Source organism: Myxococcus sp. AM010 (assembly GCF_013372585.1).
Classification (GTDB): domain Bacteria; phylum Myxococcota; class Myxococcia; order Myxococcales; family Myxococcaceae; genus Myxococcus; species Myxococcus vastator.
In genome coordinates, this window is the sequence record NZ_JABXEO010000007.1 from 42,986 (window position 1) to 65,447 (window position 22,462).

The window sequence follows — 22,462 nt, forward strand, 5'->3', positions numbered from 1 at the left end:
GGTGAGGCGCGAGGGCCGCGCCGGGAGCCAGGTGCTCCGGGCCGCGGCCCTCGGCCGTTTCGGGGCCGGTGCAGCTCCGCGAGGCGCGCGCTCAAGGCGATGTCGGCCTGCCGCGGCTTCGCCGCTTGCGAAAGGCAATGAGGGGCGCTGCGCGGCCTGCGCCGCGGGAGCCGTCAGCCGTAGCGTATGAGGAGCTGAAGCAGGTGCTGCATTCCCATCCTGGCCAGGTACTCCAGCAGCGCCGCGCGCGGTGGCTGGTTGCTCCGATAGGGCTGCTCGCAGTAGCCGGTGTAGAGGCCGCCACCCGGGCCCGTGGAGAGGCCGCCGCCCGGGCTCATGGAGCGGTCCCGGGGCCAGGTATTCAATGACATGACGTTGCTTCCCCCCAGGCCCGCTCGACGGTGGCTTGGACCTACAGGACGGCTTCCAACGTCTTCTGGATGTTTTTGGTGCGGTCCTTCAGGTCGTCGATGTTGGTGAAGGGCTGATGGTCCAGCGTCAGCACACCCTCCGCGAAGCTGGCGACGCGGCTCCCATTGGAGTTCCCGGCCGTGTTCTGGATGACCACCTTCTTCAGCTTCTCCTTGAGCGCGTCCTTGCCCATGTCATCGACACAGATGGCCTTGAACGCATCCACCACGGAGGTGAAGAAGACCTTCGTCCACGCATCCTCGAAGAGGTGGCTGTAGCCGTCCTCTATCAAGGTGTCCCAGTGGACTTCGACAGGCACCTCGAAGTGGGCCGCCTCGTCGATGAGCTGCTTCTGCTTGGGAAAGACATTCGTCTCGTAGGCCTTCTGTGCCCTGCGCTCGGGGAGTCCCATGGCTCTACCTTTCCAGGAGTGGGGGTGGATGGGTCAGTATAGCGTTCATCCAGGTGGGCAGCCCCGTGAGGTGCTGATGCTTGTCATCCGGCCCGGCATGATGCGTCGCGGCGTCAGCCGCGATAGAAGCCAACCATGTCAACTGGTGCTGTCGTGAGTGCTGTCCAACTCATTCCCGCCCGGCCGGAGCACGTGGACTTCTGGCTGGCCATGCGGGCGGCTCCCGGCGCGCGGCGCTTCGTGGACACGGAGGACGACACGCGGGAGCTGCTCCTGCGGCGCATCCTGGAGGCGGGCGCGGTGGGTGAGCCCCGCGCGCGGAGCTTCCGGTGGTTCGTGGAGGCGGACGGGCAGCTGGTGGGGACGGTGTCCGCGCGGGACTTGTCGCGCGCGCATGGCCGCATCGAGCTGGGCTACATGATGGCGGACGCGCACCACGGCCGAGGCCTGGGCACGCGCGCGGTGGGGCTGATGCTGGAGCAGCTCTTCACGCTGCCTTGCCTCCAGCGGGTGTGGCTGACGACGCTGGCGGAGAACACGGGCTCTCAAGGGGTGGCGCGCAAGCTGGGCTTCACGATGGAGGGCACCCTGCGCGGGCACTGCCTGTTCCTGGGGCAACGCAGGGACCAGCAAATCTGGGGCCTGCTGCGCCCGGAGTGGGAGGCCCGGCGCGCCGCGTTCGTTGTTGGCTGAGCGCTTCGGACGGCCGGTCTCTGGGAGCGGTGCGGGGCCCGGGTTATAGAAGCGGCGCCATGCACGCTTACGCCGCGGAGCTTTCCCAGGAGCTGGGCCTCAGGCCCGAGCAGGTGGACCGGACCCTCGCGCTGCAAGAGGACGGAGCCACCGTTCCCTTCATCGCGCGCTACCGAAAGGAAGTCACGGGCGGCCTGGACGAGGTCCAGATTCAAACCCTCTTCGACCGGGCCACCGAGCGCGCCGAGCTGGACTCCCGGCGCGACACCATCCTCCGCTCGATTGAAGAGCAGGGGAAGCTGACGCCGGAGCTGGCGAAGGCGCTCAAGGCGGCCAAGGCGCGCACGGAGCTGGAGGACCTCTACCTCCCCTACAAGCCCAAGCGCCGCACGCGCGCCGCCATTGCCCGGGAGCGCGGGCTGGAGCCGCTGGCGGACCTGGTGTGGAAGCAGGACGGCCGCCGGGGCGAGGACGTGGCCGCGCGCGTGCGCCCCTACATCAACCCGGAGAAGGACGTGCCGGACCAGGCCGCGGCGCTCGCGGGCGCGCGCGACATCTGCGCCGAGCGCGTGGCCGAGGACGCCGGCCTGCGCCGCGAGGCCCGTGAGGTGAGCGCGCGCCGGGGCACGCTGTGCTCGAACGTGGTGCCCGCGAAGAAGGGCGAGCCGACCAAGTTCGAGAACTACTACGGCCACGAGGAGCCCCTGTCGCAGGCCCCCTCGCACCGCGTGCTGGCGCTGCTGCGCGGCGAGGAAGAGGGCGTGCTGAAGGTGAAGCTCTCCCTGCCCGACGACGAGGTGAAGGGCCTGCTGGCCGGGCGCGTGGTGACGAGGCCGCAGGCCCTCTTCTCACAGGAGCTGCGCGCGGCCGTGGAGGACAGTTGGGAGCGGCTGCTGGGGCCGTCGCTGGAGGCGGAGCTGCGCGCGGAGCTGAAGGAGCGCGCGGACCGGCAGGCCATTGGCGTCTTCGGGGAGAACCTGCGCCACCTGCTGCTCACGCCGCCCGCGGGCGCCCGCGCGGTGCTGGCCCTGGACCCGGGCCTGCGCACGGGCACCAAGCTGGCGATGATGGACGTCACCGGCAAGGTGGTGGAGACGGTGACGCTCTACTCGGAGCGCGGCGCGGACGAGCGCGCCCGCGCGGCGAAGCTGCTGGCAGCGGTGGTGCAGAAGCACAAGCCGGAGCTGGTCGCCGTGGGCAACGGCACGGGCAGCCGCGAGGCGGAGGACTTCGTGCGCGACACGCTGAAGGCGATGGGTTCGCAGGTCCCCGTGGTGTCGGTGAGCGAGCAGGGCGCGTCCATCTACTCCGCCTCCGAGGTGGCCCGGGACGAGTTCCCAGACCTGGACGTCAGCCTGCGCGGCGCGGTGTCCATTGGCCGCCGCCTCCAGGACCCGCTGGCGGAGCTGGTGAAGATCGACCCCAAGAGCATCGGCGTGGGGCAGTACCAGCACGACGTGGACCAGGGCCTGCTCAAGAAGAAGCTGGGCGAGGTGGTGGACTCGTGCGTCAACGCGGTGGGCGTGGACGTCAACACCGCGTCTCCGCAGTTGTTGGAGCACGTGTCCGGCGTGGGGCCGTCCCTGGCGAAGAAGCTGGTGGCGCACCGCGCGTCGAAGGGCCGCTTCACCACGCGGCGCGAGCTGCTGAAGGTGAGCGGCCTGGGGCCGAAGACGTTCGAACAGGCGGCGGGCTTCCTGCGCGTGCGCGGGACGGAGCCGCTGGACGCCAGCGCCGTCCACCCGGAGCGCTACGGCGTGGTGGAGCGCATGGCGAAGGATTTGGGCGTGGCCGTGAGCGCGCTGGTGGGCAACGCCGAGCTGGTGCGCAAGATTGACCCGAAGCGCTACCTGGGCCCGGACCTGGGCGAGCTGACGCTCAAGGACATCCTGGCGGAGCTGGAGAAGCCCAGCCGCGACCCGCGCGGCGACTTCACCGCGCCCCAGCACCGCGAGGATTTGCGCTCGCTGGAGGACGTGAAGGAGGGCATGGTGCTCCAGGGCGTGGTGACGAACGTCACCGCGTTTGGCGCCTTCGTGGACGTGGGCGTGCACCAGGACGGCCTGGTCCACGTGTCGCAAATCTCCACGCGCTTCGTGAAGGACCCGTCCGAAGTGGTGAAGGTGGGCGACCGGCTGACGGTGCGCGTGCTCACCGTGGACCTGGCGCGCAAGCGGCTGGCGCTCTCCGTGCGCGCGGCGCAGGAGGGTGGGGCGCCGCAGCCGTCGGGCCGTCCCCCCGTCGGCGGGGCCACGGGGCAGGGCCGCATGACGGAGCGCGGCGGCGGCAGCGGCGGGCCTCGTCAGGGCGCGCGGCCTGCCTCCGGCCCGGGGCCGAAGCCGCCTTCGGGGCCCGGTGAGAAGAAGGGCCCGGAGCCGTTCAACAACCCGTTCAGCAAGCTCAAGCGCTGACGGGGCGTCGCCTCACGGCTTCGCGTCGATGGGGAAGGGACGGACCTCCCCCGCCAGCACCTGGTTGCGCGCCAGGAGCCTGGCGAACCGGTCCGTCCCGTTGCGCGTGTCGAAGCGGTCCGCGATGTCCCGGGCCTGCTCCCGCGTCCAGGCGTGCAGGGCCCGGACGTCGTAGCCGCCATCCGCCTGGTGGTGGGGGAACGTCTTGGGCAGCCGCAGGCTCACCACGTCCCGCTCTCCAGCGGCCAGCACCCGCTCCAGCAGGAAGGCGGCGGCGGCGTAGAAGGTGAAGCGGTCCCGGTAGCTCGGGTGGTCCAGCGCCCAGCCCAGGTGCTTCTCCAGCAGCGTCAGCCCGCGCGACAGGTTGTCCGTCAGGGCGAGGAACTCCAGGTGCTCGCCCACGGTGGAGAGAAACTCGCGGTTCTTCGCCACCAGGGCGTAGCCGCGGCGGTGGACTTCGCGCGCCTGCTCCAGCTCGCCCAGCTTGAACAGCGGGTAGAGCACCGTGCCCAGCGTCAGGTGGGGAATCTCCGCGCAGGCCTTGCGGCCGTCCAGGATGGGCTTCGCCTTGCGCAGCACCTGCTGCCACTCGCCCTTGTCGGCGTGGTGGTCCAGTTCGTCGTCCAGCTCGCACACGCGGCAGTCGGTGAGGTGGTCTCTGCGGGCCTCCAGCCACAAGCTCCACAGCCGCTCCACCTCCTCGGCGGCGTCACCCATCTCCCGCGCGGCCTGGTAGCGCATCTTCAGCACCGCGCGCGCCCCGGAGTCCGTGGCCTTGAAGCACTGCTCCACGTCGTCCAGCGCGTCCACGATCTGCTTGCGGGTGATGTGCGGGAACTCCTTGATGCGTGCCACCACCCACTTCTGCTTCCAGAACATCTCCTCCGGGTCGAAGCGCTTCGGGTCCTTCTTCTGCTGGCCCCGGCACCACGCGAAGGCCACCAGCGCCTTGTCCGGGAAGCCGCCGAAGGTCGCCGCGTCGATGAGGGCGTCCCGCATCCGGTAGCCCAGGCCCACGTCCTTGTGCGTGTCCGCCAGGCGCACCGCCTCTTCCAGGAGCCGCACCTTGCCTTCGCCTTCCGCCAGCCCGCCCGCCTGTTCGAAGAGCGACTCCGCCTGCTCGCGCCAGTCACCGCTCATCAGTGCAGCCCCCGGGGACCCGCGCCGCCGCTGCCTTCTTCGCCGCCGCGTCCGCCATCCCCGCCCAGGTGCGCGGAGATGAGGCCCAGCAGGCCCTGGTTCAGCAGCACCATCTCCTGTGCGTTCAAGGGATGGTGTCCCAGGAGCAGGGCTTGCACGTAGAGCATCTCCACCGACAGCTTCAGCATGTCCCGGTCCGCCACCGCCGCCAGCCGCCGCACCACCGGGTTGTGGAGGTTGAAGCACAGCTGCGCAGGCTCGCTGCCCGAGGCCGCCATGACGCTGTCCAGCACGCCGGCGTACAGGTCATCCGACTCCTCGCGGGCCCGCTCGGCGTCGCGCCGGAACGCGCCCTCCGCGTCCGCGCTGTAGAGCGTGGGCACCTCCGCCGGGTAGAACTTCTTCACCACCGCGCCGCAGCGGAACGGCGCCAGCACGCGCTCCGCCATGCGCAGCAGCGGGAAGGTGGCCTCGCGCTCGTCCAGGGTGAGCTCCTCGAAGCTCTGCGGCAGGTCCGCGGAGGTGAAGGGCTCCACTTGGACGTCCTGCACCGCGTGCGGCAGCTTCTCCAGCAGCGACGTGTCGTGCGTGTACGCCGCGTTGATGATGCACAGGCCCTGGGCGCTGGCCACCTGGGCAATCTGCCGGAAGCCGTCCAGCGTGGACGTGTAGCGCACCACCGGGTGCGCGCGCCGGTAGTCCGCCAGCGTCATCATCCCCATCGACGTCTCGAAGGGGAGCCAGTGGATGATGAGGCGGTAGAAGTCGTCGTCATCCAGCGCCAGCGCCTTCACGCTCAGCCCGTGCAGGGCAATCAGCCGCTGGAGCGCGCGCGGGTCCTCGCGCGCCAGCTCCATCAGGTAGCCGCGCAGGGACTGCCCCAGGGACTCGCGCGCCGCGGCGAGCGCGTCGTCCTCGTAGAAGGACTCCCGGCTGGCGGTGGGCCGCAGCGCGTTGGCGTTCACCACGCACTTCACGAAGAAGGCCCAGTCCGGCAGCAGGTTCTCCGCGCTCTCCGACAGCAGCATGTGCTTGAGGTACACGCGGTGCTTCTGCCGCGAGTTGAAGTGCGGCGACGCGGGCAGCACGTACGCCACCCCGTCCACGTCTCCCGCGGTGGAGCGCAGCGGGATGCAGTCGACGAAGTCCGTGTCGAACAGCTCGCGCCCGTAGGCGAGCAGCGCCTTGCGCCGCTCCGACGCGCTGTCGTACTCGCGGCGCCAGGGGACGCCGGAGGTGTCCAGCCGCTCGGTGCCCTGGTCCGTGGTGAGGTGGACGGGGAAGGGCAGCAGGCCGCCGTAGTGGCTGGCGAGGTTTCGCAGCCGCTGGGCGGTGAACCACTGCGCCATGTCCGGGCGGGCCACCAGGAACACCTGGGTGCCGGGCTGGGCGAGCGGGTGCTCGGAGGGCCGCACGGCATACGTGCCGTCGTGCCGGCCCCGCCACTCCAGCGTGCGCCCGTCGCCGCGCGCCGAGCGCGTCACCACCAGCAGCTCGTCACACACCATGAAGCAGGACAGCAGGCCGATGCCGAACTGGCCGATGAAGTCGTTGCGCCGGGCCTCCAGGGCCTCGCGCTTGGAGGACTCACCGATGGTGGCCAGGAAGCGGTGGATTTCGTCCTCGGTCAGCCCCACGCCGTCGTCGGTGAAGAGCAGGGTGGGCGGGCTGCCGTCCTGCTTCTCCATCAGCTCCAGCCGGACGGTGCCCGCGTGGCCGGGCTCCAGGAGCTGGCGGGCGCGGATGGCGTCGGTCGCGTTCTGGAGCAGCTCGCGTACGTAGACGCCCGGGGAGCTGTACAGGTGGTGAGACAGGAGGTCGATGACCCCGCGGAGGCTGACTTGAAATCGGTGGTCCACGTGCCGCCGACGTTAGCGCACGCCCCCCGTCGTATCGACAGCCGAATCGAGCTTGAGACGCGGCGCGTACTTGGGCATCCATGGCGGGCCCTTGAATGGCCGCCCGGTCTTTGTCAGGTGGCGGCGGCAGGTCTTCACCTCGCAAGCAGGAGTGGATGGATATGCGGACGAAGCTCATGGCAGTGGTGGCGGGCGCGGCAATGGCCTTCAGCGGAACGGCGGCTGCGCAGGGCACCCCGGCGCCCGCCAAGGTCGCGGCCACCAAGAAGGCCCCGGTGGCGGCCCCTCGCGGCAAGACGGAGGTGACGTGGTGGGGGCACGCGGCCTTCGTGATTCGCAGCCCGGGCGGCGCGGTGATTGCCATCGACCCCTGGCTCACCAACCCCAAGGCCCCACAGGGCGCCGCGCAGCCGGAGGCGCTGGACGCCATCCTCCTCACCCACGGCCACTTCGACCATGTGGGCGAGGCCAAGGCGCTGGCCGAGAAGACGGGCGCGAAGGTCTACGGCTCCTTCGAGCTCATCAACCTGCTGGGGCTCCCGGAGGCCCAGGCGGTGGGCGCCAACGCGGGCGGCACCTTCCAGGTGAAGGACGTCACGCTCCACCTGGTGGAGGCGGTCCACTCCAGCAGCTACGCCGCCGACCCGAAGTCGCCGGCGCAGTACGCGGGCGCGCCCCTGGGCTACGTGCTGAAAGTCGACAAGGGCCCCACGCTGTACCACGCGGGTGACACCGGCCCCTTCGAGGGCATGTCGCTCATCGCCACCCAGTTCAAGCCCACGGTGGCCCTGCTCCCCATTGGCGGCCACTTCACCATGGGCCCCGCGGAGGCGGCCCAGGCGGTGCGGCTCCTGAAGGTCAAGAGCGTGATTCCCATGCACTACGGCACCTTCCCCCTGCTCCAGGGCACCCCGGACGCGCTGACCGGCGAGCTGAAGAAGCTGCGCGGCACGGCCAAGGTGGTGGCCCCGGCGCCCGGCGCGACGACCGCGCTGTAGGCACCGAGAGCAGATGGTTGGGCCCGGTAGAAGTGGCGGTTCTATCCCCGCTGACTTCCGGGCCTTGACCCTGTCCCGTGGCCGAGTGGCAACCGGGAGGCCCCTGGGTTACATCCCGCTCCTTTCGCGGCGCGAGGGTTTCTCCCCGCGGCCCAGGGGTGCTCCGGTGATGGACTTCACCAAGGCGGGGTGGCTCATGCCACTCTTGACGGAGACGGTCGCCTTCGAGGCGGGCGCGCCGGCTCCGTCCGCGCCTCCGCTGGGCTCCGGACGGGCCCGGGCCCGCGCGTACCTGCGCCGGACGCTGCGCGCCAGTGGCCTGCTGTACGGCACGCCCGCGGACGCGCCCGCCGCGACGGACGTGGAGCAGCCCACGGAACTCCAGGCGCGTGTGCTGGAGGACCAGCTCTTCCACGCGGTGGTGCGCACCCTGGCGCTGATGGCGCTGGAGCTGGGCCGGCTCGTGGGGGCCCCGGCGGCGGTCCGCACCGAGCAGCTCCTGGTCCTGTTCGCGGTGCTCACCGGGGAACTGGCGCTGGCGGAGACGGTGGACGCGACGATTGCCTCGGGGCGGCCGGTGTCCCGGCGGCTGGCGGCGAAGGTGGAGGCGTCGCTGGTGACGCGCTCTCCCGTGCTGGCGGGGGACCCGGTGTACGGGCTGGTGCTGCACAACGGCGCGCAGTACGCGGACGCGCAGCTGTTCTGCCGGCAGGCCATCGACTACTTCTCGCGCGGCACGCTGCACCGCGAGCGGGCGCGGCGGCGGCTGGATTTCGCGGCGCGGCAGAAGGCGCTGCTGGTGGACGTGCTGACGGGGCTGGCGTGTGTGGACCGGGTGCCGGGCCTGCCCGCGCGCCGCGCCATCCTGCGGCAGGTGGAGTCCCTGCGGCTGCCGGCGGCGATGACGTCCGAGCTCAAGGCCGCGGTGAAGCAGTCCTTCGCGCGCCGCCGCCCGGTGCGGGACGTGGTGCGCCAGGTGCGCAGCGTGGACGTGCGCCACTTCCTGCTGGAGCAGACGTTGCTGGCGGCGCTGGTGGACGGCCGCAAGACGCGGCGCGAGCGCGTCTTCATCCGCGAGCTGGCGGAGGCGCTCCACGTCCCGGATGTGGAGCTGCACCGGCTGGAGCTGGAGATGGCGGAGTTCTATGTCCGCCACCGCGCCATCGTGGACGTCTTCACCGTGTCGGACGCCGCGGGCGCCATGGGCGACGACCTGGTGGCCGGCATCCAGGAGACGCTGGAGACGAACTTCTACCGGCTGATGCAGGAGGTCCGCGAGACAGGCGACCTGGCGGTGCTGCTGACGAAGGCGGCCCGGCGTCAGGCGCTCACGGGTGACGAGCGGCGGCGCATGCGCGCGCAGCTCATCGACGTGGCCAAGGCGATTCCCGCGCTGGCCATCTTCGCGGCGCCCGGCGGCATCCTGCTGCTGGCGGCGCTGGCGAAGGTGCTGCCCTTCAGTCTGCTGCCCAGCGCCTTCCAGGAGGCCGCGCCCGTCGAGGAGGACTTCGACGACGCGGGGCCGGAGCGTGAGGCCGGCTGACGCGGGCCCCTGGCCGCGTCCACGCCTGGACATCACCTTCACCCGCGATGAGTCCGCTTCGTCATCACCTCCAGGCCTTCCTCCGGGTAGAGCCGGGCCGCCCCGCGTATGGCGCGGGGCTGCGCGCCGCGCTCGCGGTGGGCGGCCCCATGGCCGTCGCGGCCCTGCTGCACCTCCCCGCCGCCACGTGGGTCGGGCTGGCCGCGCTCTTCGTCGCCCTGGTGGACCGGGGCGGGCCCTACCGGTATCGCGCGCTCACCATGGGGGCCATGACGCTCCTGGGCGCGGTGGTGGGCCTGGTCGCGGCGCTGCACCTGCCCGCGTGGGCCGCCGTCATCGCCACGCTGCTCTGGGTGACGGCGTGCGGGTTCGCTCGCTCGTTTGGGGACACGCCCGGGTTGATGGGCGTGGTGCTCGCCAACTACTTCGTGGTGTCGCTCGCGCTCCCCGCCAGGGACGTGGCGGACGCCCTGCTGCGCTCCGGCTTGTTCCTGGTGGGCGGGGCGTGGGCCATGTTCCTCGCGTTGATGCTGTGGCCGCTGGTGCCCTACCGGCCCGCGCGTCTGGCCGTTGCCCGGTGTTACGACGCGCTGGCGGACCACGCGGAAGAGGTGGGGCGCTGGCCGCTCGAAGGGGTGCCGCCCGCCGCCGCGGGCGTCCTGCCGGTGGTGGCGCCCTGGCAGGCTCGCATGCGTCAGCTCATCGAGCAGGCGCGCACCGTGCTGGCCTCCACGCGCATGGGCCGGGCGGGGGAGAGCGGCCGGGGCGAACACCTGCTGGTGCTGGTCGAAGGCGTGGACTCGATGATGGTGACGCTCATCGCGCTGACGGAGATGCTGGAGGTGGCGCCCGCCGAGCCTCGGTATCACGCGCTCCGCGCGGAGGTGCAGCGCGCGCTGGCGGCGCTGGCCGCGGACCTGCGCCGCGTCACGTTGGCCCTGGAGAAGGGGGCGGCGGTGAACCCCCAGCCGGTGTGGGACGCCGAGCGGGTGAAGCGGGCCCTGGAGGCGCTGGAGACGGCGGGTGAGGTGCCCGAGCCGGTGCGTGCCGGCTACCAGTACGTGTACGCGCTGCTGGACCGCCTGCGGGACTACGCCCACGCGACGGTGGAGGTGGCGGCGCGGCTGGAGGGCGGCGCGCCCGTGCCAGACGCCCTGGCGCTGCCCGCGGGAAAGGCGGAGCCGGCGCCGCGGCAGGCGCTCCTGGAGCCGCTGCGGGAGAACCTCAACGTCCGCTCCGTCATCTTCCGCCACGCGCTGCGGCTGGGCGTCGCGGCCGCGCTGGCCACCGCGCTCGTCTGGGCGCTGGGGCTCAATCACGGCTACTGGGTCATCATCACCGTCACCGTCGTCCTGCAGCCCTACGCGGGCCTCACGTTCCAGCGGAGCCTGCAGCGCATCGCGGGCACGCTGCTGGGCGCGGCGCTGGCCGCGGGGCTGGTGGCGTTGGTGAGGGACCCGGCCATCATCCTGCTGGCCATCGTCGTGCTGTTCGCGGTGGCGATGAGCGTCCAGCCGCTCAGCCTGTCCGCGTTCCAGGTGCTGCTGACGCCGGCCCTGGTGCTGCTCGCGGAGCTCCAGTCGGGAGACTGGGAGCTGGCCGGGGTGCGCATCATCAACACGCTGCTCGGCGGACTGATTGCGCTGACGGTGACGCGGCTGCTGTGGCCCAGCCCGGAGCACCTGCGCCTGCCGGAGCAGGTGGCCTTCGCGCTGCGCGCGGACCGCGACTACCTGAAGTCGGTGGCCGCCGCGCACTCGGACGCGGAGCCCGCGGTGCGCGAGGCCCGGCGAAAGATGGGCCTGGCGCTGCTGGCGGCGGAGGCGTCCTTCCAGCGGCTGCTGGGAGAGTGGCGCGGACCCGCCAGGGATTTGGAGCCGGTGATGGCGCTGCTCGTCTATGCGCGGCGCTTCACGTCGGCGGTGACCACGCTGGCCGCCAGCCGCGCGGACCCGGCGTCCCCCCGGGAGCTCTCCGAGGTGGTGCGCTTCGCCGGGGGCGTGCTGGACGAGCTGGCGACGGCCATGGAGCAGCAACGCCGGCCCGCGCCCATGCCCGCCACGGCTCCGGTGGGTGGGGTGGATGCGCTGTCGCGCGCGCACGTGGAGCGGCTCGTGCGACAGCTCACCGTGCTGCACTCCGCGGCGGAGCGCGTCCCGCCGCTGCGGCTCAAGGAGGGCGTCAGGTCCGGTCCAGCGTCGCCACCAGCCGCCGCAGGTCCTCGTTGACGTTGACGAACCGGGTGTTGCCCTGCTCGTCCGCGAGCTGCTTGCGCAGCGTGGGCAGGGAGGCCTCGCGCAGCTTCTTCGCGGCGTCCTTCGAGCCTTCCACCAGCCAGCCCACCGCGAGGACGAGCGCGAGCCGGGCCTCGGTGTCGCGCGCTCCCAGCCGCGAGGCCAGCGCGCCCGCGTGTTCGGCCGCGCCCGAGCGGCCGACCTCCAGCGCCGCGCGCTCCAGCATCCGCGGCTCCGCCTTCTCCATGCGTTGCACCCAGCAGCCCGCGTTGCCCGCGCACGCCTGCGCGGCCTCCAGCAGCTTGGACTGGCCCGCGATCTGGTCCGCCCGCTGCTTGCCCAGCGCGGCCGCGTCGTCGCAGCCGTCATCCTCCGCCTGCTTGCAGTCCGCCGCCGTCCGCGCCGGCTCGGCCGCGGCCAGCTTCTGCAGCACGGGCAGCTCGCGCGCGTCGCCCAGCATGGCGAGGCCCTTCACCGCCGACTCCCTCGCGTACCAGTCGCCGGTGCCCGCGGCCTTCTCCAGCGCGGGCAGCGCGTCGCGTCCGCCCAGGCGCACCAGGGCGCTCACGTAGGCATCCCTCACGGTGGCGTCCGTCTCCGCCACGAGCCCGGCCAGCGGCTTCACCGCCTCCTGCGCGCGCATGCGCGCCAGCGCGTCCGCGGCCTGCATCCGCACCAGCGCCTGCACCTGCGGGTCCGCGTGGGTGAAGTCCAGCTGCTTCATCAGCGCGGCCACCGCGCGCTTCTCCCGCAAGTCTCCCAGCACCGTCGCCGCCTTCATCGCGTAGCTGGCGGGGTTGACGCCGTTCGACCGCGCCCACTTCAGCAGCTCCTTGTCCTGGCCCTCCAGCGCCGGCAGCAGCGCGTCCGCCGCGGGCGCGCCCAGCTGGTACAGCGCGAAGGAGCTCTCCACGTAGAAGGACTTGCCCTTGCGCTCCTTGGTCAGCATCCGCACCAGCGCGGGCGCCGCGCGGCCGTCACCGATGTCCCCCAGGGCTTCAATGGCCTTCTTGTTGAGGAAGGGCTCCACGGTGTCGTCCGTGGCCAGGGTGATGAGCGACTCCACCGCTTCCTTCGCCTTCATGTCGCCCAGCACCTGCACCGCCTCGATGCGCGTGTAGTTGTCCTTCGCGCGCAGCAGCGGCACCAGCGAGGGGATGGCGCGGCGGTCACCAATGGCCCCCAGCGTCGCGACAATGGCCTTGTTCGCCAGGTGCGCGGGCATGTCGCTCGCCGCCGGGTCCAGGGCCTTCGTCAGCGGCTCCACTGAAGAGGCATGCTTCAAGTCGCCCAACGCGCGGGCCAGCGCGGCGCGCACCTCCGGCTTGCGCTCGGTGTCGAGCTGACCGTGGAGCATGGGCAGGAAGCGCTCGTCCATCTTCCCGGACGAACGCATGGCCTCCACCATGCGGATGCGGTCCTCCGCCCTGCGGCTCTGCTGGATGCCTGATTCCCAGTACTCCGGGGTCGCTGGGTCCCCCTTGCACCCAGCCAACACCAGGAAAGAGAGCGCAACACACAACGCGGTGAGAGAGCGGGTCATGCGGTCTCCAGTGCGTCTGCGAGGTTGTCCTGTCTTCCGTGTAAACCTCGCGAGAGGAAGGAAGCAAACCGCCCCCGGCACCTGGGGTACGCTGGTCAACGACATGTCCGATGGGAATCAAAAGACGGTGCGCCCGAGCCACGTCCGCCGGACGTACATCCTGGACCGGCCCTTCCAGCTCAAATACATCCTGCTGCTGGCGGGGATTGGCGCCGGCAGCATCCTCGTGTTCGGGCTGTTGGCGCACCGCGTCCACGTGTCGTCCACGGCCCAGGGGCTGGACGGCGGGCAGACGCTGCTGTGGCTGACGGCGGTGGGCGCGCTGGGCACGGCGGTGGCGATGGGCCTCTTCGGCCTCGTCTTCACCCACCGGGTGGCGGGTCCCGTCCACGTCATGAGCCTGTACGTGGCGTCGCTGGCGGCCGGCCGCTATCCCCGGATGAGACCGCTGCGGCGCGGGGACGAGCTCAAGCAGTTCTTCGACCGCTTCACCGACGCGGTGACGCGCATCCGGGAGCGTGAGGCGGATGAGGCCTACGCGCTGGAGACCGTGCTGGAGGCCCTGCGGCCGGTGGCCACCACGCCCGAGGCCCTGGAGGCGCTGGGCACCCTGAGCGCCCTGCACACGCGCAAGCGTCAGGCGGTGGACACTCCCACCGGGAGCACCTTCAAGTCCGTGGCCTGAGTCGCCCGGCGCAGGAGAAGCGCGACACCATGAGTAGACCCCGCATCGTTTTCATGGGCACCCCTGAGTTCGCGGTGTCCTCACTGGCCGCCTGCTTCGAGCTGGGAGACGTGGTGGCCGTCGTCACCCAGCCCGACAAGCCGAAGGGCCGCGGCAACACGGTGACGGCGCCGCCGGTGAAGGAGCTGGCCCTGTCGCGCGGCGTCCCCGTGCTCCAGCCCGCCAAGCTGCGCACGCCGCCCTTCGCGGAGGCGCTGCGCCAGTACGCGCCCGACGTCTGCGTGGTGACGGCCTATGGCCGCATCCTCCCCAAGGACTTGCTGGCGCTGCCCACCCACGGCTGCGTCAACGTGCACGGCTCGCTGCTGCCGCGCTTCCGGGGCGCGGCGCCCATCCAGTGGGCCATTGCCCATGGCGACACGGAGACGGGCGTGTCGCTGATGGTGATGGATGAAGGCCTGGACACCGGTCCGGTGCTGGCGATGAAGCGCCTGGCCATTGCCCCGGACGAGACGAGCGCCTCGCTGTATCCGAAGCTGGCCGCGCTGGGCGGTGAGGTGCTGCGCGAGTTCCTGCCGGCCTACCTGAGCGGGGAGCTGAAGCCGGTGCCGCAGCCTTCCGAGGGCATGGTGCTGGCCCCCATCATCGAGAAGGACCAGGGCCGGTTGGATTTCACGAAGCCCGCGGCGGAGCTGGAGCGGCGCCTGCGGGCCTTCACGCCGTGGCCCGGGGCCTTCACCACGCTGGGTGGAAAGCTGCTGAAGGTCCACCGCGCGCAGGCCAGGGGTGGTAGTGGGGCTCCCGGCACGGTGCTGGCGTCCGGCCCGGACGGCATCGAGGTGGCATGCGGCGAGGGCTCGCTGGTGCTGCTGGACCTCCAGCCGGAAGGCAAGCGGGTGATGCGCGCCGCGGACTTCCTGCAGGGGCACAAGCTGGCGCCGGGCAGCCAGCCCTTCGTCGCGGGCTGACGGGAGAACGGGTGATGGCCATGAGACTGCTGGTACTGCACGGACCCAACCTGAACCTGCTGGGCGTGCGGGATGGCTCGTCCGGGGGGCGGCTGGAAGACCTGGACGCGGCGATGCACGCGCGGGCGGAGGAGCTGGGGCAGGAGCTGACGGTGGTGCAGTCCAACCACGAAGGCGACCTGCTGGACGCGCTCGGCGCGGAGCTGGAGGCGCTGGACGGCATCATCATCAACCCGGCCGGGCTGTTCGGCTCCTACTGCCTCAAGGAGGGGCTGGAGGCCGCCGGGCTGCCCGCCATCGAGGTGCTGCTCAAGCCCCCGGCCCGCGAATCCGTGGTGGGGGAGGCCTGCGTGCTCCAGATTCACGGCGGGCCCGGCTTCGAGCCCTACCTGCAGGCCCTGGAGACCTTCGGCAGCGGCGTCTTCACGACGGAGAAGCCGGAGTCGAAGAAGCTCCTGGGAAAGAAGAAGGGGAGCCCCACCAAGGGCGCGAAGGTCACCCCCATCACCGTGCTCAAGCGCGCCGCGCGCAAGGACGGCTCGTCGGAGACGGCGAAGTCCCTGGCCCGCGCGGTGAAGACGGCGGGGCCCACGAAGACGCTGGGCCGCAAGCTGGCGCCCGTGGAGGACCTGCGCGCGGCCCGTCAGGCGAAGACGCTGGGGCGCGGCGGCGGCAAGGGGCTCACCCCCGCGGCGGACCTGCTCACGCGCGCGCTGGTGCGTCAGAAGATTTCAGACCGGCTTTCGGGAAGGCTCTCCGCCGCCGAGCTGGCCGCCTGGGCCCGTTCCCAGTATCAGGCGGTGCAGCGTGGCGCTCCCGCGGAGCATGGCCACCGCGCGCTGCTGGAGGACAGCCTCCAGAGCCTCACCCTCTCCAACCTGCCCGCGACGCGGCTCTCGGATGAGCAGCTCGTGGACCTCTTGACCCGGCTCGACGAAGGATGAACGCCCGCGCACTCGCCATCCAGGTCCTCTCGCGTGTCCGCGCGACGGACGCCTACCTCAACCTCGTGCTGGACACGCAGCTGTCCGAATCACCGCCGAAGGACCCGCGCGACGCGGCGCTCGTCACCGAGCTGGCCTACGGCGCCACCCGGCGGCAGCTCGCGCTGGACTACGCGATTACCCGCTTCGCCGACCGCAAGCTGGACGCGCTGGAGGACAAGGTGCTGGCGGCCTTGCGCATCGGCGCCTACCAGATATTCCACACCCGCGTGCCAGCCCGCGCCGCGGTGGCGGAGACGGTGCAGGCCCTGAAGGAAGTGGGGCTGTCGCGCGCGGCGGGCTTCACCAACGCCATCCTCCGCAAGCTGGCGGCCCTGCCCGCGCCGCCGCTGCCCTCCGCGTCCGACGTGGCGCTGCACCTGTCCGTGCGGGAGAGCCATCCCCAGTGGCTGGTGGAGCGCTGGCTGCGCCAGTTCGGCCGCGAGCGCGCCGAGGCCATGCTGGTGGCCGACAACCAGTCCCCCGCGGTGGTGGTGCGCGCCAACACCGCGAAGGTGACGCGCGACGCGCTGCTCGCCCAGCTCCAGGAGCTGGGCGTGGACGCGAAGGCCACCTCGATATCGCCGGTGGGCATCACCCTGCCGTCCGTGGGCCGCGTGGAGGACGTGTACGGCTACGCGGAGGGGCTGTGGCAGGTGCAGGACGAGGCCGCGCAGCTCGTGGGCGTCTACGGGGCGATTCCGGAGACGGCGCGCGTGCTGGACGCGTGCGCCGCGCCGGGCGGCAAGTCCTGCCACCAGGCGCAGTCACACGACGTGGTGGCGGTGGACCTCCACGCGCACAAGCTGCGGAAGATTGAAGCGGAGGCCCGGCGCCTGGGCGTGCAGCCGCGCCTGAAGGCCTACGCGCACGACGCCGCGGAGCCCTTCCCGGAGGCGTGGGGGGAGTTCCACGCGGTCCTGGTGGATGCGCCGTGCTCGGGGCTGGGCACGCTGCGCCGCCACCCGGAGCTGCGCTACCGCCGCAAGGAGGAGGACATCTCCCGGCTGGCCACGCTCCAGCGGCGCATCCCGGAGAACTGCCAGGAGGCGGTGCCGCCCGGGGGCCTGCTGGTGTACGCGGTGTGCACCATGGAGCCGCAGGAGGGGCAGGACCAGGTGGAGATGTTCCTGCGCAGCCACCCGGAGTGGACGGCCGAGCCGCCCGTGCTGCCCGGCCTCAAGCTGCCGATGTCCCAGGCGTACCTGCGCACGCTGCCAGGCGTGGAGGGCTTCGACGGGTTCTTCGCCGCGCGCCTCCGGAAGCTCTACTGACGCTCAGTCGTCGTCGGCGTGCGGCAGGTTGGCGGCGGCCTTGAACGCCTCCAACACCGCGGCGGACGCGCGGTCCAGGTACTTGCCCTTGCGGATGAGCAGGCCAATGGGGCGCGACACCGGCCCCTCCGCGAAGGGCTTGGCCACCAGGGAGCCGCCCTTCACCTCGCCCAGGGCCGTGGCCATGGGGAGGATGGCCACGCCCAGGCCCATCTCCACCGCCCGCTTGATGGTCTCCACGTTGTCCATCTCCATCACCGGGGTGATGTCGATGTTCTTCTCGCGGAAGAGCCGATCCAACGCCTTGCGCGTGGGCGCCTCTCGGTCGAACGCGATGAAGGGCACCCCCGTCAGCGCGGTGAGGCTCACCTTCTGCTTCGTGGCGAAGGGGTGGCCGGGGGCACACACGACGGCCAGCTTGTCGTCGCGGAAGGAGAGGATGTCCACGCCGGCGCGGGGCTGCGGATAGGCGACGATGCCAATCTCCGCCGCGCCCAGAATCACGTCGTCGTACACCTGGTCGTTGCGCCGGTAGTTCAGGCGCATGTTCACCTTGGGGTGCGACTTGAGCAGCTGCTTCTGCACGGCGTTCAGCTCGTGCAGCCCCACCGAATAGATGGTGGAGACCGTGGTGGTGCCCGCCACCTCGGTGGCCTGCTCGCGAATCTCCTGCTCCACCTCGGAGAAGCGGGCGAGGATTTCCTTGCACCCACGGAACAGCCGCTCCCCGGCCGGCGTCGGCGTCACCTGCCGCGCGCTGCGCGACAGCAGCTTCTGCTCGTACCGGTTCTCCAGCGCGCGAATCTGCTGGCTCACCGCCGATTGCGTGACGTGGTTGAGCTGCGCGGCGCGGGAGAAGGAGCCTGTCTCGACCACGTCGCAGAACATCTTCAAGGATTCGAGCTGCATAAGGCCGTCTCCTACCCTCAAACCCAATGATTAGGCCAGCGTTAATTAGAATGTCTTTCCTTCGCCGGCAAACTGCCTAACCCGCCAGGGCTCCCACCGGCCGCTCATCGGACGACAGGGGGATTGCGCGAGGGGGGCTCAGGAGGCCTCTGGCCCCTCGGGCGGGGTGGGGGGACGCGGGCGGAGCAGGACGAAGAGGGAGGCGGCGAGCGCGGTGAGGGCGCCCCCGGCGAGCAGCTGCGTGCGCCCGACCTCCCGGGTGGCGTCCGTCAGCAGGTTGCATTCGGCGCTGGTGAGGCCCGCGCAGCCCGTGGCGGTGAAGCTGTTGCTCAAGCCCACGGCGAGCAGGCCCAGGCCGCCCAGGAGCAGGCCGCCCGACAGGCCCGTCGCCGCGGAGCGGCCCAGGGACGGCCGCTGGGGAGAAGAGGGCTCCGGAGAGGAGGGCATGCGGGCAGCTATAGCCGCGAGGGTGGGGCGGGCTCAACGGGGGCGTGGCGGGCGCGTATGCTGCCGGGCATGCGAATCCTCTACGGTGTCGTCGGCGAAGGCATGGGCCATGCGACGCGCTCCCGCGTCCTCCTCGAGGCGCTGACGAAGGAGCACGAGGTCCACATCGTCGTCTCCGGCCGGGCCCAGGACTACCTGGCCAGGCGCTTCCAGAACGTGCACGGCATCTGGGGGCTGACGCTCGCGTACGAGGGCAACTCGGTGAAGAAGTGGCAGACGGTGCTGCAGAACCTCACGGGCGCCGTGAAGGGCTGGCCGCAGAACATCCGCCAGTACTTCGAGCTGGTGGACGACTTCCGCCCGGACGTGGTGGTGAGCGACTTCGAGTCGTTCAGCTACATGTTCGCCCGCAACCACCGGCTGCCCGTCATCAGCGTGGACAACATGCAGGTCATCAACCGGTGCAAGCACGAGCCGGCGCTGCTGGCGGGCCACGAGGACAGCTACGAGACGTCGCGCGCCATCGTGAAGGCGAAGCTGCCGGGGGCCTTCCACTACCTCGTCACGACGTTCTTCTACCCGGAGCTCCGCAAGCGGCGCACCACGCTGGCCCCGTCGATTCTGCGCCCTGAAATCCTGGAGGCGAAGTCCGAGCCCGGCGAGCACCTGCTCGTGTACCAGACGTCGACGACGAACACGGCGCTGCCGGACATCCTCAAGGCCGCGGGCATCCCCTGCCGCGTGTACGGGCTGCGCCGCGACCTCACCGAGGACCTGGTGGATGGCAACCTCACGTACCGGCCCTTCAGTGAGCAGGGCTTCATCGACGACCTGCGCACCGCGCGGGGCGTGGTGGCCAGCGGCGGCTACACGCTGATGAGCGAGGCGGTGTACCTGCGCAAGCCAGTGCTCAGCGTGCCGCTGGTGGGCCAGTTCGAGCAGGTCATCAACGCGCTGTACCTGGAGCGGCTCGGGTACGGCATGTACGTGAAGGCGCTGACGGTGGACGCGGTGAAGGAGTTCCTGGCGCGCGTGCCCCGCTGCCAGCAGGCGCTCCAGGGCTACGAGCAGGACGGCAACACGCGGATGCTGGCCGCCCTGCGCGAGCAGCTGGCCCTGGCCTACGAGCACCGCGGCCACTGGGCCATGGAGTTGGCGCGGGACTGACCGTCAGTGCAGCGGCACCCCGGTCTCGTTGTTGCGCTCGGCCGCGCGCCGCGTCAGCTCGGTGAGCCAGGACTGGGTCAGCGGCGTCTCGCTCTGGCTGCCGGTGTAGCGGTCCTGGCTGCTGTCCTGGGGCATGAAGCGGTTGGCCCAGGCGGTGAGGGCGGCCGTCAGGTTGGGCGCCAGCGCGCGGCCCACGGCGGCCAGCTTCGCCGGTGCGCCCAGCACCGCCTCGGCGTCGCCCCGCCGGCACGCGTCCAGAATCGCGCGCGCGGACTGCTCGGCGCTCATCGAGGCGATGGGCAGTGAGTCCCCGGTGGCGAACCACGCGTACTCCGCCTCGTGGTTGCCCTTGAAGTAGGCGTTGCGCGGGCTGCCCGTGCGCATCAGCCCCGGGCACACCGTGGTGACGAGGATGCCGTCCTGGCGCAGCTCCGCGCGCAGGCCGTCCGACAGGCCCACCAGCGCGAACTTGCTGGCCGAATACGGCACCAGGTGGGGGATGCTCACCTTGCCGCCCACGGAGGCGATGTTGACGATGCGCCCCTTCCCGCGCCGCTTCATCTCCGGCAGCACGGCCAGCGTGGTGTACAGCGCCGCCCACAGGTGCGTGTCCATGGCCTCCTCGAAGTCCTCCAGCGTCATGGACTCCAGCGGCCCCACCTGGATGACGCCGGCGTTGTTGATGAGCACGTCCACGGTGCCCCAGCGCTCGTGGATGGTGGAGACCATGGCCTCCACCTGCACGGGGTCTCTCACGTCGCAGGGGATGGCGTAGACGTCGCCGCCGGCGCGCTCCAGCTCCTCGCGGGCCCACGCCAGCGTCTGCTCGTCCCGGCCGCAGATGGCCACCCGGGCCTCTTCCTTCACGAGCTGGCGCGCCAGCACCAGCCCCAGGCCGCGCGAGCCGCCGGTGATGAGGACGGTGCAGTCCTTGAACTGGATGCGGGAGCGGAGGATGCGGCGCAGGCCCAGCGCCGCGCCGATGCTGGCCGCGGCCATGGTGCCGAGCGAGAAACGGGACGAGTCAGAATCCTTGCGGCGAGCTGGCATGGTGGGCTCCTGGAGTCAGGGGGCGGGAGAGGGGGCCGCGGCGCTGGCCTGGACGAAGCGCTCCAGCACCTGCCGCGCGTGGTGGGACGCGTTCCGGCCGGAGAAGTGGTGGCGCAGCCGGCCGGAGTCCGCGTCGAACACCAGCCACGCGGGCGTGTCCGTCACGTCATAGGCCCGCGCCATGGAGCCGTCGTCCACGGCGATGGAGTGGTAGAGCCCGTGCTTTCGCGCGAAGGCCTCCACCGCGTTGGTGTCCCGCAGCTCCTTGTCGGAGTGGGTGACGTCCACGCTGATGACCTTCAGCCCGCGCGAACCGTGCTCCGCGAGGGTGCGCTTCACCGCGTCGATGTCCTCGTCAACGCCGCGCTGCCTGACGGTGAAGAAGTGGAGGAGGACGGGAACCTCATCCAGCTCCGAGACATGGACGGGCATGTTGATCCACCCCCCATCCGGGTCCAGCAGGGTGATGGGAATGTCGAGCGTGGGCATAGGGGCTCCAACGAGGCCTGGGTTCGGAGAGGACGCGACTCAAGCTAGGCACGCGTGGCCGCCTCCGGGCGGCGCTGGACGGCAGGCCGCGAAGCAGGCAGACACTCAGGGCATGCGCATCCCCGACTTCAAGCTGGAGCGGTACTTCGCGCGCTGGGAGTTCGCGGCGCCGTACCTGCTGTGTTCCTCGGACATCGAGGGCTGGAGGATGGGCGACTTGCTGGCGCTCGCCGGCCCGGACGAGCGGGCCCGCTGGGAGGGGCTGACGCTGGGCTACACCGAGTCCACCGGCCTGCCCGCGCTGCGCGAGGAGCTTGCCGCGCTGTACCCGGGGCTCTCTGCGGAGCAGGTGCTCACCTTCGCCGGCGCGGAGGAGGCGCTCTTCGTCCTGGTCAACGTGTTGCTGGGCCCCGGGGACCACGCCGTCGTCACCTGGCCGGGCTACCAGTCCCTGCACGAGGTGGCGCGCGCCACCGGCGCGGACGTGACGCTGCTGCGCCTGCGCGAGGAGGACGGCTGGGCGCTGGACCTGGAGGCGCTGCGTCGCGCGCTGACGCCCCAGACGCGGCTGCTGGTGGTGAACTTCCCCCACAACCCCACGGGCGCGTTGTTGGACCGGGCCACCTTCGACGCGCTGTGCGAGCTGTCGCGCGAGCGTGGCATCCACCTGCTGTCCGACGAGGTGTACCGGCTGCTGGAGTACGACGCACGCGACACGCTGCCGCCCGCTGCCAGCCACACGCCGCACGGCATCAGCCTGGGGGTGATGTCCAAGGCCTTTGGACTGGCGGGGCTGCGCGTGGGGTGGCTGGCCTGCCGTGACGTGGAGCTCTTGCGGCGCTGCGCGGCCTACAAGGACTACACCACCATCTGCAACAGCGCGCCCAGCGAGGTGCTGGCACTCATCGCGCTGCGCGCGAAGGCGCGGGTGCTGGCGCGCAGCCGGGAATTGCTCGCGGCGAACCTCGCCCTGTTGGATGGCTTCTTCGCGCGGCACCCGGACACCTTCCAGTGGGTGCGCCCGCGCGCGGGCAGCGTGGCCTTCCCCAGGCTGCTGCGCGAGACGCCCGTGGCCCGCTTCACCGAGGACTTGCGCGAGCGCGAAGGCGTGCTGCTGCTGCCCGGGGACGTCTACGACTTCCCCGGCAACCACTTCCGCCTGGGCCTGGGCCGCACGAACCTGCCCGACGCGCTGGAACGACTGGAGCGCTACGTGGCTGACACATCGCGTTGACGCGGCCGTCTC

Annotated in this window: 20 protein-coding genes; 11 read left to right on the forward strand and 9 right to left on the reverse strand. The window is 71.3% G+C overall.

The features are described from left to right. Positions 1–173: 173 nt before the first annotated feature. A complete protein-coding gene (locus tag HV826_RS06140; protein WP_176416071.1) occupies positions 174–371 on the reverse strand; it encodes a hypothetical protein in 198 nt (65 codons plus the stop codon). Between the two features lie 41 nt (positions 372–412). Next, entirely contained in the window at positions 413–823 is a 411-nt protein-coding gene (locus HV826_RS06145) for a hypothetical protein (RefSeq protein ID WP_176416072.1), read from the reverse strand. Between the two features lie 153 nt (positions 824–976). Between HV826_RS06145 and HV826_RS06150 the strand changes: the two genes are divergently transcribed. After that, the gene (locus HV826_RS06150; RefSeq protein WP_368670848.1) at positions 977–1,516 is read left to right on the forward strand and encodes a GNAT family N-acetyltransferase; all 540 of its coding nucleotides are present in this window, start codon (positions 977–979) and stop codon (positions 1,514–1,516) included. Between the two features lie 59 nt (positions 1,517–1,575). Next, positions 1,576–3,927 carry a Tex family protein gene (locus tag HV826_RS06155; RefSeq protein WP_176416074.1) on the forward strand — a complete coding sequence of 784 codons (2,352 nt, stop codon included), beginning with the start codon at positions 1,576–1,578 and terminating at the stop codon, positions 3,925–3,927. A 12-nt stretch (positions 3,928–3,939) separates the two neighbouring features. On the opposite strand, the gene HV826_RS06160 is transcribed toward HV826_RS06155, so the two are convergent. Both HV826_RS06160 and HV826_RS06165 read right to left on the reverse strand, forming a co-directional pair. Next, on the reverse strand, positions 3,940–5,067 hold the full coding sequence (locus HV826_RS06160; protein WP_176416075.1) for a hypothetical protein: 1,128 nt from the start codon (positions 5,065–5,067) through the stop codon (positions 3,940–3,942). Further along, positions 5,067–6,926 (reverse strand): HSP90 family protein, encoded by a 1,860-nt coding sequence (locus HV826_RS06165; protein ID WP_176416076.1) that lies wholly within the window; start codon positions 6,924–6,926, stop codon positions 5,067–5,069. The genes HV826_RS06160 and HV826_RS06165 overlap by 1 nt, the downstream gene beginning before the upstream one ends. A gap of 155 nt (positions 6,927–7,081) precedes the next feature. Here HV826_RS06165 and HV826_RS06170 point away from each other — a divergent pair, with 155 nt between their 5' ends. The 3 genes from HV826_RS06170 to HV826_RS06180 all read left to right on the forward strand — a co-directional run bounded on the left by HV826_RS06170 (position 7,082) and on the right by HV826_RS06180 (position 11,695). Then, entirely contained in the window at positions 7,082–7,924 is an 843-nt protein-coding gene (locus HV826_RS06170; protein ID WP_176416077.1) for a metal-dependent hydrolase, read from the forward strand. A gap of 196 nt (positions 7,925–8,120) precedes the next feature. Continuing rightward, entirely contained in the window at positions 8,121–9,467 is a 1,347-nt protein-coding gene (locus HV826_RS06175; protein ID WP_255207897.1) for an LETM1 domain-containing protein, read from the forward strand. 47 nt (positions 9,468–9,514) lie between these two features. Further along, positions 9,515–11,695: an FUSC family protein gene (locus HV826_RS06180; RefSeq protein WP_176416079.1), complete on the forward strand. Its 2,181-nt coding sequence runs from the start codon at positions 9,515–9,517 to the stop codon at positions 11,693–11,695. Here HV826_RS06180 and HV826_RS06185 read toward each other — a convergent pair. Continuing rightward, positions 11,649–13,244 (reverse strand): HEAT repeat domain-containing protein, encoded by a 1,596-nt coding sequence (locus HV826_RS06185; protein WP_176416080.1) that lies wholly within the window; start codon positions 13,242–13,244, stop codon positions 11,649–11,651. The two genes, HV826_RS06180 and HV826_RS06185, sit on opposite strands and share 47 nt — an antisense overlap. A gap of 103 nt (positions 13,245–13,347) precedes the next feature. Here HV826_RS06185 and HV826_RS06190 point away from each other — a divergent pair, with 103 nt between their 5' ends. Genes HV826_RS06190 through rsmB form a run of 4 tightly spaced genes read left to right on the forward strand, consistent with a single transcriptional unit; the run spans position 13,348 to position 17,154 of the window. Beyond that, positions 13,348–13,929, forward strand: a complete 582-nt coding sequence (locus HV826_RS06190) for a signal protein (protein ID WP_255207896.1) — start codon at positions 13,348–13,350, stop codon at positions 13,927–13,929. A gap of 29 nt (positions 13,930–13,958) precedes the next feature. Further along, positions 13,959–14,897 carry a methionyl-tRNA formyltransferase gene (gene fmt, locus HV826_RS06195; protein ID WP_176416081.1) on the forward strand — a complete coding sequence of 313 codons (939 nt, stop codon included), beginning with the start codon at positions 13,959–13,961 and terminating at the stop codon, positions 14,895–14,897. Between the two features lie 20 nt (positions 14,898–14,917). After that, positions 14,918–15,841 (forward strand): type II 3-dehydroquinate dehydratase, encoded by a 924-nt coding sequence (locus HV826_RS06200; protein WP_176416082.1) that lies wholly within the window; start codon positions 14,918–14,920, stop codon positions 15,839–15,841. Beyond that, the gene (rsmB, locus tag HV826_RS06205; RefSeq protein ID WP_176416083.1) at positions 15,838–17,154 is read left to right on the forward strand and encodes a 16S rRNA (cytosine(967)-C(5))-methyltransferase RsmB; all 1,317 of its coding nucleotides are present in this window, start codon (positions 15,838–15,840) and stop codon (positions 17,152–17,154) included. Before HV826_RS06200 ends, rsmB begins: the two co-directional genes overlap by 4 nt. A 3-nt stretch (positions 17,155–17,157) precedes the next feature. On the opposite strand, the gene HV826_RS06210 is transcribed toward rsmB, so the two are convergent. Both HV826_RS06210 and HV826_RS06215 read right to left on the reverse strand, forming a co-directional pair. Continuing rightward, positions 17,158–18,063, reverse strand: coding sequence for a LysR family transcriptional regulator (locus HV826_RS06210; RefSeq protein ID WP_176409296.1), 906 nt, complete (start codon positions 18,061–18,063; stop codon positions 17,158–17,160). Between the two features lie 138 nt (positions 18,064–18,201). Beyond that, the gene (locus HV826_RS06215; protein ID WP_176416084.1) at positions 18,202–18,510 is read right to left on the reverse strand and encodes a hypothetical protein; all 309 of its coding nucleotides are present in this window, start codon (positions 18,508–18,510) and stop codon (positions 18,202–18,204) included. 69 nt (positions 18,511–18,579) lie between these two features. Between HV826_RS06215 and HV826_RS06220 the strand changes: the two genes are divergently transcribed. After that, positions 18,580–19,677 (forward strand): MJ1255/VC2487 family glycosyltransferase, encoded by a 1,098-nt coding sequence (locus HV826_RS06220; protein WP_255217063.1) that lies wholly within the window; start codon positions 18,580–18,582, stop codon positions 19,675–19,677. A 3-nt stretch (positions 19,678–19,680) separates the two neighbouring features. Here HV826_RS06220 and HV826_RS06225 read toward each other — a convergent pair whose 3' ends face one another. Continuing rightward, the gene (locus tag HV826_RS06225; protein WP_176416086.1) at positions 19,681–20,727 is read right to left on the reverse strand and encodes an SDR family oxidoreductase; all 1,047 of its coding nucleotides are present in this window, start codon (positions 20,725–20,727) and stop codon (positions 19,681–19,683) included. Between the two features lie 15 nt (positions 20,728–20,742). Further along, complete coding sequence (locus HV826_RS06230; RefSeq protein ID WP_176416087.1) at positions 20,743–21,216, reverse strand: TlpA disulfide reductase family protein; 474 nt, start codon at positions 21,214–21,216, stop codon at positions 20,743–20,745. A gap of 112 nt (positions 21,217–21,328) precedes the next feature. Between HV826_RS06230 and HV826_RS06235 the strand changes: the two genes are divergently transcribed. Then, positions 21,329–22,450: an aminotransferase class I/II-fold pyridoxal phosphate-dependent enzyme gene (locus HV826_RS06235; protein ID WP_176416088.1), complete on the forward strand. Its 1,122-nt coding sequence runs from the start codon at positions 21,329–21,331 to the stop codon at positions 22,448–22,450. Positions 22,451–22,462 lie beyond the last annotated feature (12 nt).

Bases quoted from the DNA above. Each gene is read 5' to 3' on its own strand.
- HV826_RS06200 (WP_176416082.1), top strand. From the start codon at position 14,918: ATGAGACTGCTGGTACTGCACGGACCCAACCTGAACCTGCTGGGCGTG.
- HV826_RS06220 (WP_255217063.1), top strand. From the start codon at position 18,580: ATGCGAATCCTCTACGGTGTCGTCGGCGAAGGCATGGGCCATGCGACG.
- HV826_RS06160 (WP_176416075.1), bottom strand. From the start codon at position 5,067: ATGAGCGGTGACTGGCGCGAGCAGGCGGAGTCGCTCTTCGAACAGGCG.
- HV826_RS06215 (WP_176416084.1), bottom strand. From the start codon at position 18,510: ATGCCCTCCTCTCCGGAGCCCTCTTCTCCCCAGCGGCCGTCCCTGGGC.
- HV826_RS06225 (WP_176416086.1), bottom strand. From the start codon at position 20,727: ATGCCAGCTCGCCGCAAGGATTCTGACTCGTCCCGTTTCTCGCTCGGC.
- HV826_RS06140 (WP_176416071.1), bottom strand. From the start codon at position 371: ATGTCATTGAATACCTGGCCCCGGGACCGCTCCATGAGCCCGGGCGGC.
- HV826_RS06175 (WP_255207897.1), top strand. From the start codon at position 8,121: ATGCCACTCTTGACGGAGACGGTCGCCTTCGAGGCGGGCGCGCCGGCT.
- HV826_RS06170 (WP_176416077.1), top strand. From the start codon at position 7,082: ATGGATATGCGGACGAAGCTCATGGCAGTGGTGGCGGGCGCGGCAATG.
- fmt (WP_176416081.1), top strand. From the start codon at position 13,959: ATGAGTAGACCCCGCATCGTTTTCATGGGCACCCCTGAGTTCGCGGTG.
- rsmB (WP_176416083.1), top strand. From the start codon at position 15,838: ATGAACGCCCGCGCACTCGCCATCCAGGTCCTCTCGCGTGTCCGCGCG.
- HV826_RS06210 (WP_176409296.1), bottom strand. From the start codon at position 18,063: ATGCAGCTCGAATCCTTGAAGATGTTCTGCGACGTGGTCGAGACAGGC.
- HV826_RS06230 (WP_176416087.1), bottom strand. From the start codon at position 21,216: ATGCCCACGCTCGACATTCCCATCACCCTGCTGGACCCGGATGGGGGG.
- HV826_RS06155 (WP_176416074.1), top strand. From the start codon at position 1,576: ATGCACGCTTACGCCGCGGAGCTTTCCCAGGAGCTGGGCCTCAGGCCC.
- HV826_RS06185 (WP_176416080.1), bottom strand. From the start codon at position 13,244: ATGACCCGCTCTCTCACCGCGTTGTGTGTTGCGCTCTCTTTCCTGGTG.
- HV826_RS06190 (WP_255207896.1), top strand. From the start codon at position 13,348: ATGTCCGATGGGAATCAAAAGACGGTGCGCCCGAGCCACGTCCGCCGG.
- HV826_RS06145 (WP_176416072.1), bottom strand. From the start codon at position 823: ATGGGACTCCCCGAGCGCAGGGCACAGAAGGCCTACGAGACGAATGTC.
- HV826_RS06180 (WP_176416079.1), top strand. From the start codon at position 9,515: ATGAGTCCGCTTCGTCATCACCTCCAGGCCTTCCTCCGGGTAGAGCCG.
- HV826_RS06235 (WP_176416088.1), top strand. From the start codon at position 21,329: ATGCGCATCCCCGACTTCAAGCTGGAGCGGTACTTCGCGCGCTGGGAG.